Source organism: Aliirhizobium wenxiniae (assembly GCF_014201355.1).
Classification (GTDB): domain Bacteria; phylum Pseudomonadota; class Alphaproteobacteria; order Rhizobiales; family Rhizobiaceae; genus Neorhizobium; species Neorhizobium wenxiniae.
On record NZ_JACHEG010000005.1, the window covers coordinates 129,067 to 142,498 of the forward strand.

The 13,432-nt window shown below is 59.8% G+C and carries 13 protein-coding genes; 9 read left to right on the forward strand and 4 right to left on the reverse strand.

Going from position 1 to position 13,432, the window contains the following annotated elements; translation table 11 throughout:
- Positions 1–16: 16 nt before the first annotated feature.
- Both HNQ72_RS20065 and HNQ72_RS20070 read left to right on the forward strand, forming a co-directional pair.
- A complete protein-coding gene (locus tag HNQ72_RS20065; protein WP_183994662.1) occupies positions 17–694 on the forward strand; it encodes an LON peptidase substrate-binding domain-containing protein in 678 nt (225 codons plus the stop codon).
- 11 nt (positions 695–705) lie between these two features.
- Positions 706–894, forward strand: a complete 189-nt coding sequence (locus HNQ72_RS20070) for a Trm112 family protein (RefSeq protein WP_183995044.1) — start codon at positions 706–708, stop codon at positions 892–894.
- 15 nt (positions 895–909) lie between these two features.
- Here the strand turns inward: HNQ72_RS20070 and HNQ72_RS20075 are convergent, their stop codons facing one another.
- Positions 910–2,124: a ubiquinone biosynthesis hydroxylase gene (locus HNQ72_RS20075; protein WP_183994664.1), complete on the reverse strand. Its 1,215-nt coding sequence runs from the start codon at positions 2,122–2,124 to the stop codon at positions 910–912.
- Between the two features lie 87 nt (positions 2,125–2,211).
- Between HNQ72_RS20075 and tesB the strand changes: the two genes are divergently transcribed.
- The 6 genes from tesB (at position 2,212) to HNQ72_RS20105 (ending at position 9,706) form a co-directional block, all read left to right on the forward strand.
- The gene (gene tesB, locus HNQ72_RS20080; protein WP_244654434.1) at positions 2,212–3,090 is read left to right on the forward strand and encodes an acyl-CoA thioesterase II; all 879 of its coding nucleotides are present in this window, start codon (positions 2,212–2,214) and stop codon (positions 3,088–3,090) included.
- A gap of 207 nt (positions 3,091–3,297) precedes the next feature.
- Positions 3,298–3,648 carry a P-II family nitrogen regulator gene (locus tag HNQ72_RS20085; RefSeq protein WP_180356110.1) on the forward strand — a complete coding sequence of 117 codons (351 nt, stop codon included), beginning with the start codon at positions 3,298–3,300 and terminating at the stop codon, positions 3,646–3,648.
- Between the two features lie 28 nt (positions 3,649–3,676).
- A complete protein-coding gene (locus HNQ72_RS20090; RefSeq protein ID WP_183994666.1) occupies positions 3,677–5,038 on the forward strand; it encodes an ammonium transporter in 1,362 nt (453 codons plus the stop codon).
- 208 nt (positions 5,039–5,246) lie between these two features.
- On the forward strand, positions 5,247–7,943 hold the full coding sequence (locus HNQ72_RS20095) for an FtsK/SpoIIIE family DNA translocase (protein ID WP_183994668.1): 2,697 nt from the start codon (positions 5,247–5,249) through the stop codon (positions 7,941–7,943).
- A gap of 105 nt (positions 7,944–8,048) precedes the next feature.
- Positions 8,049–8,696, forward strand: a complete 648-nt coding sequence (locus HNQ72_RS20100; protein WP_183994670.1) for an outer membrane lipoprotein carrier protein LolA — start codon at positions 8,049–8,051, stop codon at positions 8,694–8,696.
- A 209-nt stretch (positions 8,697–8,905) separates the two neighbouring features.
- On the forward strand, positions 8,906–9,706 hold the full coding sequence (locus HNQ72_RS20105) for an exodeoxyribonuclease III (RefSeq protein ID WP_183994672.1): 801 nt from the start codon (positions 8,906–8,908) through the stop codon (positions 9,704–9,706).
- Between the two features lie 212 nt (positions 9,707–9,918).
- On the opposite strand, the gene HNQ72_RS20110 is transcribed toward HNQ72_RS20105, so the two are convergent.
- Both HNQ72_RS20110 and HNQ72_RS20115 read right to left on the reverse strand, forming a co-directional pair.
- Positions 9,919–10,374, reverse strand: a complete 456-nt coding sequence (locus HNQ72_RS20110) for a cyclic nucleotide-binding domain-containing protein (protein WP_183994674.1) — start codon at positions 10,372–10,374, stop codon at positions 9,919–9,921.
- Positions 10,375–11,055: a response regulator transcription factor gene (locus HNQ72_RS20115; protein ID WP_112453880.1), complete on the reverse strand. Its 681-nt coding sequence runs from the start codon at positions 11,053–11,055 to the stop codon at positions 10,375–10,377.
- 135 nt (positions 11,056–11,190) lie between these two features.
- On the opposite strand from HNQ72_RS20115, the gene HNQ72_RS20120 reads away from it, so the two are divergent.
- The gene (locus tag HNQ72_RS20120; protein ID WP_183994676.1) at positions 11,191–11,754 is read left to right on the forward strand and encodes a L,D-transpeptidase family protein; all 564 of its coding nucleotides are present in this window, start codon (positions 11,191–11,193) and stop codon (positions 11,752–11,754) included.
- Between the two features lie 61 nt (positions 11,755–11,815).
- Here HNQ72_RS20120 and leuC read toward each other — a convergent pair whose 3' ends face one another.
- A complete protein-coding gene (gene leuC / locus HNQ72_RS20125) occupies positions 11,816–13,225 on the reverse strand; it encodes a 3-isopropylmalate dehydratase large subunit (protein WP_183994678.1) in 1,410 nt (469 codons plus the stop codon).
- Positions 13,226–13,432 lie beyond the last annotated feature (207 nt).

The window sequence follows — 13,432 nt, forward strand, 5'->3', positions numbered from 1 at the left end:
GGGAGGTGCCGAACCGATGCATGTGGGAAACGCGCGGTACGTGAAACGTGAAGACCTGCCGGAAGTCATGCCGGTGTTTCCGCTGACCGGAGCGCTTCTGCTTCCGGGCGGCCAGCTTCCGCTGAATATCTTCGAGCCGCGTTATCTTGCCATGTTCGACGCGGCGCTTGCCGGCGACCGGTTGATCGGCGTCGTGCAGCCTTCGCTGCTGGAGCCATCGGATGCGTCCGATCCGTTGCGGCCGGCGCTTTCCTCTGTCGGGTGCCTGGGGCGTATCACTTCTTTCGCCGAGACCGGCGACGGGCGCTACATCCTTTCGCTCAGTGGTGTGTGCCGTTTCCGACTGCTGGACGAAGCGGGCGATAGCCAGCCCTACCGGATGTTCCGGTTTGCGCCGTTCATGAGCGATCTGTCGGAAGAGGATGATGAGGCTTCCGTCGACCGGCGCGAGCTGCTGCGGGTGTTCCGAGCATATCTCGACGCTAACAAGCTGGAAGTGGACTGGGACAGTGTCGGGCGCGCGGGCAATCGTACGCTCGTCAATTCGCTATCGATGATGTCGCCTTTCGGTCCGGCGGAAAAGCAGGCGCTGCTCGAGGCGCCGGATCTGAAGACGCGGGCGGAAACGCTGATCGCGATCACTGAAATCCTGCTGGCAAGAGGGCTGGCGGATACCGATACGATTTTACAGTGAGGCTCCAAGTGGTGGACGAAAAGCTCAGCAATGTCGATCCGAAGCTGCTCGATCTGCTCGTGTGCCCGCTGACGAAGGGCACGCTTTCGCTGGATCGCGAGCGCAACGAGCTGATTTCGGAAGGCGCACGTCTAGCTTATCCGATCCGTGACGGTATTCCGATCATGCTGGTGTCCGAAGCGCGGAAGATCGAGGACTGAGCCTCCGCAATTCTCCTATATCTGCTGACCAGCCAGAAGCTTCGGATTTCCGTCCGCGGTCGTCCCGGCTGCCTGGGTGATGAAGAAATCCTTCAGTTTCGGCATGCGCTCGACGAGGCCGAGGCCGAAATCGCGTGCGATGCGGATCGGAGTTATATCGTTGGAGAACAGCCGGTTGAGGACATCGGTGGTGACGCCCATGCGGAACGTGTCGAAGCGGCGCCAGGACTGGTAGCGCTCCAGCACGTTGAGCGAACCGATATCGAGGCCGAGGCGATCGGCCTCGACAATGGTTTCGGCAAGAGCTGCGACATCCTTGAAGCCGAGATTGAGGCCCTGGCCGGAGATCGGGTGAATGCCGTGGGCTGCATCGCCGGCAAGCGCGAAACGCGGCGCGACGAAGGCGCGTGAAAGCGTGAGGCCGAGCGGAAAAGCCTTGCGGCCACCGACAACGGTCAGTTCGCCGAGCTTGTGGCCAAAGCGGCGCTGCAATTCATCCTCGAAGATCAGATCATCGGAGGCGATCAACCGGTCGGCATCTTCCGTTCGTTCCGTCCAGACCAGCGACGAGCGATTGTTCGGCAGGGGGAGGATGGCGAAGGGGCCGGAGGGCAGGAAATGTTCTTCAGCCACGCCTTCATGCGGGCGCTCATGGGCGACGGTCGTGACAATGCCCGACTGTCCGTATTGCCAGTTGACTGTGCGGATGCCCGCCATGTCACGCAGTTTCGAGCGCACGCCATCGCAGGCGACGAGCAGTTTTGTCTCGATGGTGGAGCCGTCTGACAGTGTGACGGTTGTGCTGCTGCTCGTGGTCGTGAACGCGGTAGCGGAAAGGCCGTGGCGGATGGCGATGCCCAGCCGTTCTGCGGCACTCCTCAATGCTCTCACCATTTCGACATTCGGCACCATGTGGGCGAAGGGCTTGCCCTCCTCGATCTCGCCGTCAAAGGTGAGGAAAACAGGGCGTACGGGATCGGAGGTGCGGCTGTCGGTGACGATCATCCGGTTGATCGGCTGTGAGTGGACGAGGATCTCGTCCCAGACGCCAAGCACGTCGAGCATCTTGCTGGCAGCCGTGATGATCGCGGAGGCGCGCTCATCCTTCTCCCACACATGCGCCGGAGCCGCTTCCACGACTTCGATGTTGAGGTGCGGGGCGGCCTGCTTGACCGCGACTGCTGCCGCCAGGCCGACATATCCCGCTCCGACCACCATCATGTCCAGCATCTCACAGGCTCCTGTCAGTCTTGTGGTTGTTGATGGGGTGGATATAGATCATCCGGTCGTCGCTTCCTATTGCCGGAGTTCGTAAAAATGTCAGGTTCGCGCCTTAACCCGATGGAACAGCTCATCAAGACGCTCGATCTGGAGCAGCTGGAGCACAATCTTTATCGCGGCACGAGCCCGGATATCGGCTGGCAGCGCGTGTTCGGTGGACAGGTGATCGCGCAGGCGCTGGTGGCGGCGCAAAGAACGGTCGATGCCGATCGATTCGTTCATTCGCTGCATGCCTATTTCGTGCGTCCTGGCGATCCGAGCGTTCCGATCGTCTATCAGGTGGAGCGGCTTCGTGATGGTGGCAGCTTTGCCACGCGCCAGGTGCAGGCGATCCAGCATGGGCGGGCGATCTTCACCCTGTCTTCATCGTTCCAGCGGGATGAGGAGGGCTATGAGCATCAGATCGCCTTGCCGGATGTGCCGTCACCGGAAGAGCTGATGGACGAGGCCGAGTTCAAGCGGATTTTCCTGCCCAAGGCGCCGGAAGCCATTCGCCGTTATTGGGAGCGGCCGCGCCCGATCGAGCTTCGTCCTACGTCGCTCAAGCATTACCTGACGACGGAGAAGCTGGAGCCGCTTCAGGATGTCTGGGTTCGCACGGTCGGTGATGTGCCGGAAGACCGCGGTGTTCAGGCCGCCATCCTAGCCTATCTTTCCGATATGACGCTGCTGGATGCCTCGCTTTATCCGCACGGCACCTCGGTGTTCGATCCGCGGCTGCAGGCGGCAAGCCTTGATCACGCCATGTGGTTTCATCGGCCGATCCGGTTCGACGACTGGCTGCTTTACAGTCAGGACAGCCCAAGCGCTTCGGGCGGCCGAGGGATGACCCGAGGCGGTCTCTACACGCGTTCAGGCATGCTCGTGGCATCGGTGGCGCAGGAGGGTTTGATTCGTAAAAAGGCAAATGAATAATTTTTGTGCGAAAAATTTAAAATGCACAAAATTTCGGCTTCTTTGTGTCGCTCATCTGCCCCATTTGTAATGCCTCTGATTTATATATTTATTTTTCAATAACTTAATTGCCGTTCGAAACTGGCACGCCCTTTGAATGTATAGGCTCAGTCGCAGGCCTCGATGCCGGTGATGAGGAGAGTCGGCCTTGGCCGAAATAAACAAAGGATGGGAAGCCAGATGAAAATCGTGATGGCCATTATCAAGCCGTTCAAGCTGGATGAGGTGCGCGAAGCACTCACGGCTGTCGGTATCCAGGGCCTGACCGTCACCGAGGTCAAGGGTTACGGACGTCAGAAGGGACATACCGAGATCTATCGCGGCACCGAATATGCCGTCAGTTTTCTGCCTAAACTGAAGATCGAAATCGCCGTTTCCGCCGACCTGGTGGAGAAGGCCATCGAGGCAATCGCCTCTTCCGCGAAGACCGGCCAGATCGGGGATGGCAAGATCTTCGTTTATTCGATCGAGCAGGCCGTGCGCATCCGTACCGGCGAAACCAACACCGAAGCGCTCTAAGCACGGCTTACAGGGGAGTTTTCAAACCATGCAATTGACTAAGATTTCCAACCTCGGACGCATGGGCGCAGCTGCTGCAGCCCTGTTTGCGCCGGTTGTCGCTTTCGCGCAGACTGCTGCGGCACCCGCTGCCGAGGCTGCTGCCGCCGCTCCGGTTCCGGACAAGGGCGATACTGCCTTCATGTTCCTTTGCACCCTTCTGGTGTTCTTCATGATCATGCCGGGCATTGCACTGTTCTATGGCGGCCTCGTCCGTTCTAAGAACATGCTCTCCGTGCTGATGCAGTGCACCGTGATCGGTTCCTCCATCATGCTCGTCTGGGTCATCTACGGTTATTCATTCGCCTTCGGCGGCGGGACGTCTGCCTTCTGGGGCGGTACGGCCAAGATGTTCCTTTCGGGCGTCACGATCGAGTCGACAGCTTCGACCTTCTCTGATGGCGTCGTCATTCCGGAATTCATCTTCATGCTGTTCCAGATGACGTTTGCGGCTCTGACGCCGGTTCTGATCGTCGGCGCCTTCGCCGAACGCATCAAGTTCTCGGCTGCTGTGCTCTTCTGCCTGCTCTGGGTCACCTTCGTCTACTTCCCGATCGCCCACATGGTCTGGGACGCAAACGGCCTGATCTTCGGCTGGGGCGCGCTTGACTTCGCTGGCGGCACCGTCGTTCACATCAATGCGGGTCTTGCGGGCCTCATCGGTGCGATCATGGTCGGCAAGCGTACCGGCTTCGGCAAGGACATGATGGCTCCGCACTCGATGACGCTGACGCTGGTCGGTTCCGCCATGCTGTGGCTCGGCTGGTTCGGCTTCAACGCCGGTTCGAACCTCGAAGCTTCGGGCGGTGCGATGCTCGCAACCGTCAACACCTTCCTGGCAACCGCCGCTGCCGTCGTTTCCTGGTCTGTCGTCGAAACCTTCACCCGCGGCAAGGCTTCGCTGCTCGGCGCGGTTTCGGGCATGATCGCAGGTCTCGTTGCCATCACGCCTGCTGCCGGCATTGCCGGCCCGATGGGTGCGATCATCATGGGTCTGCTGGTTTCGCCGATCTGCTACTTCTTCGTCTCCGTCATCAAGAACAAGTTCGGTTATGACGACACGGCTGACGTGTTCGGCGTTCACGGTGCAGGCGGCCTCTTCGGCGCGCTCGCAACCGGCATATTCGCATCCTCGTCGCTCGGCGGCATCGGTTATGCCGAAGGCGTCACCATGGGCGGTCAGTTCATGACCCAGGTCTGGGCTGTCGTCGTCACCATCCTGTGGTGCGGTATCGGCTCGATCATCCTCTACAAGGTTGTCGACCTGATCGTTGGTCTGCGCGTCCCGGTCGAAGCCGAACGCGAAGGTCTCGACCTCGCTGCACATGGCGAATCCGCCTATCACAGCTAAGAAGCAAGGCCGGTTCGACCGGCCTTATCCTTCACCACAATCAGATGGCTCGGCGTTGCGCCGGGCCATTTTCGCGTCTGGAGGCTGTCTGTGGGTCATCTGGTTAAAGCTGCGTTAACCATCCCCGCGTTACCTTGTCTTGGAATTGTGCGACGGCCATTGCCGGATTGCGCACCTTATTTCGTTTCACAGGTGGCGGGCAGATACGATGAGCAGAAGCAGTTCGGCGGCATTGGCAAACCGGTCAACCCGCTCGGTTCTCAGCTCCTTCGTGCTCCGGCAGGCGCTTGCGCTGATCGGCTTCGGCATTTTCCTTGGCCTTGCGCTTGCCGTTGCAGCGCTTGCCACCTGGAATGTCGCCGACCCGAGCTTTTCCTACGCTACCGATAATCCCCCCACCAATCTTCTCGGTTTCGGCGGCGCGGCCTTTGCCGACCTGATGATGCAGTTTCTCGGCCTTGCCGGGCTTATTGCGCTTCTGCCTGTGCTTTCCTTTGCGCTGGCGCTGATCTCCGGCCGTCGTTTCGATCGCATTCCGGCGCGGATTGCTGCCTGGGGCGGTGGAACGCTGCTGGCTTCGGCCACGCTCGGCTGTTTTCCCGCGCCGCAGACATGGCCGATCCCGAACGGTATCGGCGGCGTTATCGGCGACATGATCCTGCGATTTCCGGCACTGTTTGTCGGCGCCTATCCGACAGGCATGGTCGCCATGGTGCTGGGCGGCATCTTCACCGTTCCCTGCATCTGGCTGATGCTGTTCTCCTCCGGTCTCGTAGGCGATCCGCTCGAGCTGGATGTGGAAGAGGAAGACGACGACAAACCGGTTGCGGCCGTCGTCTCTCGCGCGCGGCGTGACGAGGAAGACGAAGAGGAGGATGACGGCGGGTTCCTTGAACGCTTCCTGCCGCTCGGCCTTGCCGCACATTACTGGTACATTACCCAGGCCCGTCTGCGCCGTATGGTGGGCATGAAGCCGCGCGCGCGCCAGACATACGACCAGCCTTACGATTTCAACGAGGACGAGTTCGGCAAGTTGAACGAGCCCGTGCGGGCAAAGGCTCCCGGTACTGATACGCGTCGGATGGAGCCATCGCTCGACGGCGCGGGTGAACGCGTTGCCGGCAATCCGCGCCGCGTGGTTTCCGCTCCGCCGATCTACGGACATGATCACGATGACGATCCGCCATTCGACATGGACGACATGCCCCGTCGGCCGGCTGGTATACTTGTCGATGACGAGGATGATGACGACGCCCCGTTCCTGGCATCGCGAACACCTCAGGCCGGTGGCCGTTCTGCTCGTGTCACGCCTGCAGCGCCCGCGCCGAAGCCCAGTGCACGCGTCTCGCGCGATGCGCAGGGCTCGTTCATTCGTCCGGACGGTTTCCAGCTTCCTTCTGTCCATCTTCTCACAGAGCCGAAGGCGGTTGCCCGCGACGCCTCGCTTTCGGCCGATGCGCTGGAACAGAATGCCCGCATGCTGGAAGGCGTGCTGGAAGATTTCGGCGTTAAGGGCGAGATCATTCATGTCCGGCCCGGCCCGGTCGTCACGCTTTACGAACTCGAGCCGGCACCCGGTATCAAGTCCTCGCGCGTCATCGGTCTTGCGGACGACATCGCCCGCTCGATGAGCGCGATCGCAGCACGCGTTGCCGTCGTTCCCGGCCGCAATGCAATCGGTATCGAATTGCCGAACCGTACCCGCGAGATGGTCTATCTGCGCGAAATGATCGGTTCAAAGGACTTTGAAGGTAGCAAGGCAAAGCTTGCCATGGCGCTCGGCAAGACGATCGGCGGGGAGCCGGTCGTAGCCGATCTTGCCAAGATGCCTCACCTTCTCGTCGCTGGTACCACCGGTTCGGGTAAGTCTGTCGCCATCAACACGATGATCTTGTCGCTTCTCTATCGCTATACGCCGGAGAAGTGCCGCCTGATCATGATCGACCCGAAGATGCTCGAACTTTCCGTCTATGACGGGATTCCGCATCTGCTGTCTCCGGTCGTCACCGATCCGAAGAAGGCCGTCGTCGCGCTCAAGTGGACCGTCCGCGAGATGGAAGAGCGCTACAAGAAGATGTCGAAGATCGGTGTTCGCAATATCGACGGCTTCAATTCCCGCGTCGAACAGGCGAAGGAAAAGGGTGAGATTCTGACCCGCACCGTGCAGACCGGTTTCGACCGCCAGACGGGCGAAGCAATGTACGAGACGGAAGAGTTCGATCTCGATCCGATGCCCTATATCGTCGTCATCATCGACGAAATGGCCGACCTGATGATGGTCGCCGGCAAGGATATTGAAGGCGCCGTCCAGCGCTTGGCGCAGATGGCGCGTGCGGCCGGCATCCATGTCATCATGGCGACCCAGCGTCCGTCGGTCGACGTTATTACCGGTACGATCAAGGCGAACTTCCCGACGCGTATTTCCTTCCAGGTGACGTCGAAGATCGACAGCCGCACGATCCTCGGCGAACAGGGCGCCGAACAGCTGCTTGGTCAAGGCGACATGCTCTACATGGCCGGCGGCGGACGCATCCAGCGCGTCCACGGTCCGTTTGTTTCTGACAATGAAGTGGAAGAAATCGTCGCCTACTTGAAAACTCAAGGGTCGCCCCAATATCTCGAAGCGATCACGGCCGACGATGAGGATGAAGACGGCGGCGGTGGCGGCCCGGCGGGCACGTCCAATCTGTCGGATTCGGATGACCCGTACGACCAGGCCGTTGCAGTCGTGTTGAGAGATGGAAAGGCTTCGACCTCTTATGTCCAGCGGCGTCTCGGTATCGGCTACAACCGTGCCGCTTCGTTGATCGAGCGGATGGAGAAGGAAGGGCTGATCGGTCCGGCAAACCACGCCGGCAAGCGCGAGATACTCGTGCCGACCGAGGCCGACATTATCGAGCGCTAGTCGCCGGTAAGTCTTTCGTGATCACGCCGGCTACGGTTTGCCAAGCCGCCGGCAAGTCATGATGACGCCGCGTTTGCGGCCCAGTGCATTTGGATGGAGACCAGAATGACCAAAGAAAAAACAGCTCTTTCCATCCGGATGGATCGCAGACAGTTTTCCGCAGGCCTGTTCGGCCTTGCCGCATCGGCTGTGCTGCCGTCGATGGCGTCCGCGCAAAGTTCCGGCGGTGCGGCGGCCCAGAAGATCGCCGACCATTTCTCGTCGGTGAAGACGATGATGGGCGAGTTTGTGCAGTTCGGCCCGCGCGGCGAACAGACTGGCGGAAAATTCTATATCGAACGTCCCGGCAGGCTGCGTTTCAATTTCGAGGATCCGTCTCCGCTACGCGTGATTTCCGATGGAAAGAATGTCGTTGTCGGCAATATCAAACTGAAGACCTGGGATCTCTATCCTCTATCAAAGACGCCTTTGACGTTGCTTCTGGCAGACCGGATCGACCTTTCCAACGATGCCGTGCGCGGTGTGAAGGAAGAAAGCGACCTGACGACGATCGTGCTTGGCAACAAGACGATCTTCGGGGATTCTACCATCACCATGATGTTCGACAGCAAGACCTATGACCTGCGTCAGTGGACGATCACCGATAATCAGGGCAAGGACACCTCTGTGATGATTTATAACGTCAAGACAGGCGTCAGCCTCGACGAGAAGGTGTTTGCGATCGACTATGCCGAAGTGCGCGGTCGCGGCTGAGATTTACATCCCGATACTGTCTGAAGGGCTGCGACATTCGCGGCCCTTTTTGCTTCTCATCAATCGCCAAATAACGTAGAGCATTGCCAGCGATCATTGGATCGCCAGCAGTACTCCATCTCCTTTGGTCTTACGCAATTCCGGACGCAAAACCGGTTCCCGCTTTTGCTGGAATTGCTCTAGACCTCGACGGACAATCGAGGTTCTCCATGACATTTTCCCTGGCCACCTGGAATATCAACTCGGTGCGCCTGCGCATGCCGATCGTGCAGCAGTTCATCGTCCGCAACCAGCCGGACATTCTCTGCCTGCAGGAAATCAAGTGCCAGGAGCCGGAGTTCCCGTATCAGCCGCTCAAGGATCTCGGCTACGAGCATATCATCGTGCATGGCCAGAAGGGCTATCACGGCGTTGCCATCGCCTCGAAGATCCCGCTTCTGGAAGATCACCGGCAGAATTATTGCGGCATGGGTGACGCGCGGCACATTTCGGCGATCTTCGAGCGGGGGTCGCGCCGTATTCGGCTGCATAATTTCTATGTGCCGGCGGGCGGTGACGAGCCGAACCGGGAGATCAATCCGAAATTCGGCCACAAGCTCGATTTTCTTGAAGAGATGAAGGTGCTGAAGGCGGATATGCCCGGCGTTTCATCGATCCTTGTCGGCGATCTCAATATCGCGCCACTGGAACATGACGTCTGGTCGCACAAGCAGTTGCTCAAGATCGTCAGCCATACGCCGGTCGAGACGGATGGCATGAAGGACGTGATCGCCAAGGGCGGCTGGTTGGACCTGATGCGCCAGCACACACCGGAGCCGGAAAAGATCTATACGTGGTGGAGCTACCGCGCCAAGGACTGGGAAGCCGCCAACAAGGGCCGCCGCCTCGACCACGTCTGGTCGTCGCCGGAGCTCGGGCCGTTCCTTGAGCGTATCGATATTCTGAAGGAAGCCCGTGGCTGGAACCAGCCGTCGGACCATGTGCCGGTGACGGCGGTGTTCAAGTTCTGATTGATTCACACCGAGCGAACGGCTGCCCCTCATCCGCCTGCCGGCACCTTCTCCCCGTTCTGACGGGGAGAAGGACACGAGCCGCAACCTCGACGGCCCCCGTAACGTAACTTGTGGCACGTTCCCTCGCCCCGCATGCGGGGAGAGGGGTAGGGTGAGGTGCCGATCTGAGATGAGCGGTCGCTGTTAGATGGCGCGCGATGCCGCAAAAATTACCTAAACCGATGTTCCATCGCCGCAGCCGCTTTCGCCAGCCCGGCAATATTCTCGCGGATACGTGCTTCGATCAGGCGGCCGACCTGGGGGTATTCCTCCAACAGGCGCTGGAAAAGCTGGCGGCTGATCTTCATCACTTCGGCATCGGATGCCGCAACGGCGGTGAACTTGCGCTCCACCATCGTCACCAGCGCCAGCTCGGACAGGAGCGTGCCGGGGCCGACCGTCTTCTGGTGGCGGATGTCGCCCATGCGGTCGGTGGCATAAAGGCCGATCTGGCCTTTCGCGACGATATAGGCGCCTTCCGCAGGTGAGCCCTCGCGGAATACTTCCTGCGTTTCGGCAAGCGAGCGGCGTTCCGCGCCGAAGGCGATCAGGCGCAGCTGATCTTCATCCAGTTCGCGGAACAGCGGAACGCTTGAGAGAAGCCTTATGTCGTCGTTCAGTGCCATTTACGGGACGATCTTGTAGCCGCCGTTTTCGGTCACGAGGATCTCGGCGTTGGATGGGTCGCGTTCGATCTTCTGGCGAAGACGGTAGACATGGGTTTCGAGCGTGTGTGTGGTGACGCCGGAATTGTAACCCCAGACCTCTTCCAGCAGCACGTCGCGGGTAACGACCTTCTGGCCGGCGCGGTAGAGGTAACGGATGATCGCCGCTTCCTTTTCCGTCAGGCGGATCTTCTTGCCGTCGTCGGTGGTCAGAAGCTTCTGGCTTGGCTTGAAGATATAGGGGCCGACCGTGAAGGTCGCGTCCTCGCTCTGCTCGTACTGGCGCAGCTGCGCGCGGATACGGGCGAGCAGAACGGCGAAGCGGAACGGCTTGACGATGTAATCGTTGGCGCCGGCCTCTAGGCCGAGGATCGTGTCGCTGTCTGTGTCATGGCCCGTCAACATGATGATCGGCGCCTTGAAGCCGTTCTTGCGCAAGAGCTTGACCGCTTCGCGGCCATCCATGTCGGGAAGGCCGACATCCATGATCAGAAGGTCGACCTGCGCCGTCTTGGCCGTGTTCATGGCCTTGGTGGCATTCTCCTCCTGCAACAGCGAAAACTCGTCGTACAACGACAATTGCTCGACCAGCGTCTCGCGCAGGTCGTTGTCGTCATCTACCAGGAGTATCGTTCTTGCCATACAGCTCTTGCCTTTCGTGTCGCCCGTTTTCGTCCGTCTTATCGGAATCTAAGCGTATTTAGGGCTCCCCGATGTAAAGCCCAAGATGCTATGATTTCAAACAAAATGATATTCAAAGCAAAACCTCGTGAGAAAATGCCGCTTTTCCGTGTGCAAAAGTCCAAAAAACAATCGGTCGTGACCGTCCGGACTGCGCCTCGCAGCCGGCAAAGGGCGATTGTCTCGTTCAAGGGAATCACTTTGCAGGCGGCGATCGGTCGTTCCGGCACCTCCGCCTTCAAGCGGGAAGGGGATGGAGCGACGCCGATTGCGGCAATGAAGCTAATTTCCGGCTTTACCCGCGGCGAGCGGATCAGGCTGCCGCAGACGCCGCTTTCGATGCGGCGAATATCCGGCGACATGTTGTGGTGCGACGAGCCGAAGCATGCGGCCTATAACCGGCTGGTCACTCAACGCGTGGGAGCACCATTCAAGCCGAGCCATGAAGAAATGAAGCGGGCGGACGGGCTTTATGATGTCTGTCTGGTGATGGATTGGAACATTACCTCTCGCAAGCGCTACGGCGGCTCGGCAATCTTTTTCCATCTGATCAAGCCAGGTTACCAGATGACGGCCGGATGCGTGGCGGTCAGCCTCTGCGACATGAAGCGGCTGTTGCCGCATCTGCGAAAAGGGACGTTAGTGAAGGTTTTGGGATAGCCCAAAACAAAATGCCCGGCACTTTGGCCGGGCATCTCAAACATCATCCAACGAAAGCCGTTTACTTCCAGTCGCGGATATCGACGAAGTGTCCTGCCACGGCCGCCGCCGCCGCCATTGCAGGCGAGACGAGGTGGGTGCGGCCCTTGTAGCCCTGGCGACCTTCGAAATTGCGGTTCGAGGTGGAGGCGCAGCGCTCGTAGGGACTGAGACGGTCGTCGTTCATCGCAAGGCACATCGAGCAGCCCGGCTCGCGCCATTCGAAGCCGGCATCCTTGAAGATCACGTCGAGGCCTTCGGCTTCCGCCTGTTCCTTGACGATGCCGGAGCCCGGGACGATCATGGCGGAAACGGTGGAGGCCACCTTCTTGCCTTCGACCACCTTCGCGGCGGCGCGCAAGTCTTCGATGCGACCATTGGTGCAGGAACCGATGAAGACGCGATCGACGGTGATGTCAGTCATCTTCGTGCCCGGCTTCAAACCCATGTAATCCAGCGCGCGCCATTTCGACGTGCGCTTGTTCTCATCCTGGATTTCGTCCGGATTCGGCACTGTACCTTCGATGGTCGTGACGTCTTCCGGCGAAGAACCCCAGGTGACGATCGGCGGCAGGTTTGCGGCATCGAGGACGACGACCTTGTCGTAATGAGCGCCTTCTTCGGTATAGAGCGTCTTCCAGTAGTCGAGCGCCATGTCCCAGGCCTTGCCCTTCGGGGCGCGCGGCTTGTCCTTGATATATTCGAAAGTCGTCTCGTCCGGCGCGATCAGGCCGGCGCGGGCGCCGCCTTCGATCGTCATGTTGCAGACGGTCATGCGGCCTTCCATCGACAGCGAGCGGATCGCCTCGCCGGCAAATTCGATAACGTGGCCGGTGCCGCCGGCAGTGCCGATCTCGCCGATGATGGCGAGGATGATGTCCTTGGCGGTGACGCCTTCCGGCAGCTTGCCATCGACACGCACCAGCATGTTCTTGGCCTTCTTCTGCACCAGCGTCTGGGTGGCGAGAACGTGCTCGACTTCAGACGTGCCGATACCATGCGCCAAGGCGCCAAATGCGCCATGGGTGGAGGTGTGGCTGTCGCCGCACACGATCGTCATGCCGGGAAGGGTGAAGCCCTGTTCCGGTCCGACGATATGGACGATACCCTGGCGGACGTCCTTCTCGGAATAATATTCGACGCCGAAATCATGAGCGTTCTGGGCAAGCGCCTCGACCTGGATGCGGCTTTCCTCGTTCTTGATGCCTTCGTGGCGGTCGGCCGTGGTCGGGACGTTATGGTCGACGACGGCGAGCGTCTTTTCGGGCGCGCGGACCTTGCGGCCGGCCATGCGCAGGCCTTCGAAAGCCTGCGGCGACGTCACCTCGTGAACCAGGTGACGGTCGATGTAGAGAAGACAGGTGCCGTTTTCGTCCTGAGAGACGACGTGGTCGTCCCAGATCTTGTCGTAGAGGGTGCGAGGTGCGCTCATGGCTGCCATTCCGTTCGAGAACAGTTTTCTGAAAAAGGGGGAGTTGTCGCGGCAAAAGCGTGTGCCGCAGCACGGGTCGCGTTTAAGCGACCGTCAGCTAAGTCGGCTGTTGAGAGCGCCGGATACGGATGCGAAGAAGCGTGCCGGCAGACGCTTGTGGTCCTGCAGCACGATAAATTTGTTCGCGAGGCATCCGAATTTCGATCC

What these genes read in the sequence shown, in the direction of transcription:
- HNQ72_RS20075 (WP_183994664.1), bottom strand. Translation starts at nt 2,124, where the DNA reads ATGCTGGACATGATGGTGGTCGGAGCGGGATATGTCGGCCTGGCGGCA.
- HNQ72_RS20085 (WP_180356110.1), top strand. Translation starts at nt 3,298, where the DNA reads ATGGGAAGCCAGATGAAAATCGTGATGGCCATTATCAAGCCGTTCAAG.
- tesB (WP_244654434.1), top strand. Translation starts at nt 2,212, where the DNA reads ATGTCAGGTTCGCGCCTTAACCCGATGGAACAGCTCATCAAGACGCTC.
- HNQ72_RS20115 (WP_112453880.1), bottom strand. Translation starts at nt 11,055, where the DNA reads ATGGCAAGAACGATACTCCTGGTAGATGACGACAACGACCTGCGCGAG.
- leuC (WP_183994678.1), bottom strand. Translation starts at nt 13,225, where the DNA reads ATGAGCGCACCTCGCACCCTCTACGACAAGATCTGGGACGACCACGTC.
- HNQ72_RS20120 (WP_183994676.1), top strand. Translation starts at nt 11,191, where the DNA reads ATGCCGCTTTTCCGTGTGCAAAAGTCCAAAAAACAATCGGTCGTGACC.
- HNQ72_RS20090 (WP_183994666.1), top strand. Translation starts at nt 3,677, where the DNA reads ATGCAATTGACTAAGATTTCCAACCTCGGACGCATGGGCGCAGCTGCT.
- HNQ72_RS20065 (WP_183994662.1), top strand. Translation starts at nt 17, where the DNA reads ATGCATGTGGGAAACGCGCGGTACGTGAAACGTGAAGACCTGCCGGAA.
- HNQ72_RS20095 (WP_183994668.1), top strand. Translation starts at nt 5,247, where the DNA reads ATGAGCAGAAGCAGTTCGGCGGCATTGGCAAACCGGTCAACCCGCTCG.
- HNQ72_RS20110 (WP_183994674.1), bottom strand. Translation starts at nt 10,374, where the DNA reads ATGGCACTGAACGACGACATAAGGCTTCTCTCAAGCGTTCCGCTGTTC.
- HNQ72_RS20105 (WP_183994672.1), top strand. Translation starts at nt 8,906, where the DNA reads ATGACATTTTCCCTGGCCACCTGGAATATCAACTCGGTGCGCCTGCGC.
- HNQ72_RS20100 (WP_183994670.1), top strand. Translation starts at nt 8,049, where the DNA reads ATGACCAAAGAAAAAACAGCTCTTTCCATCCGGATGGATCGCAGACAG.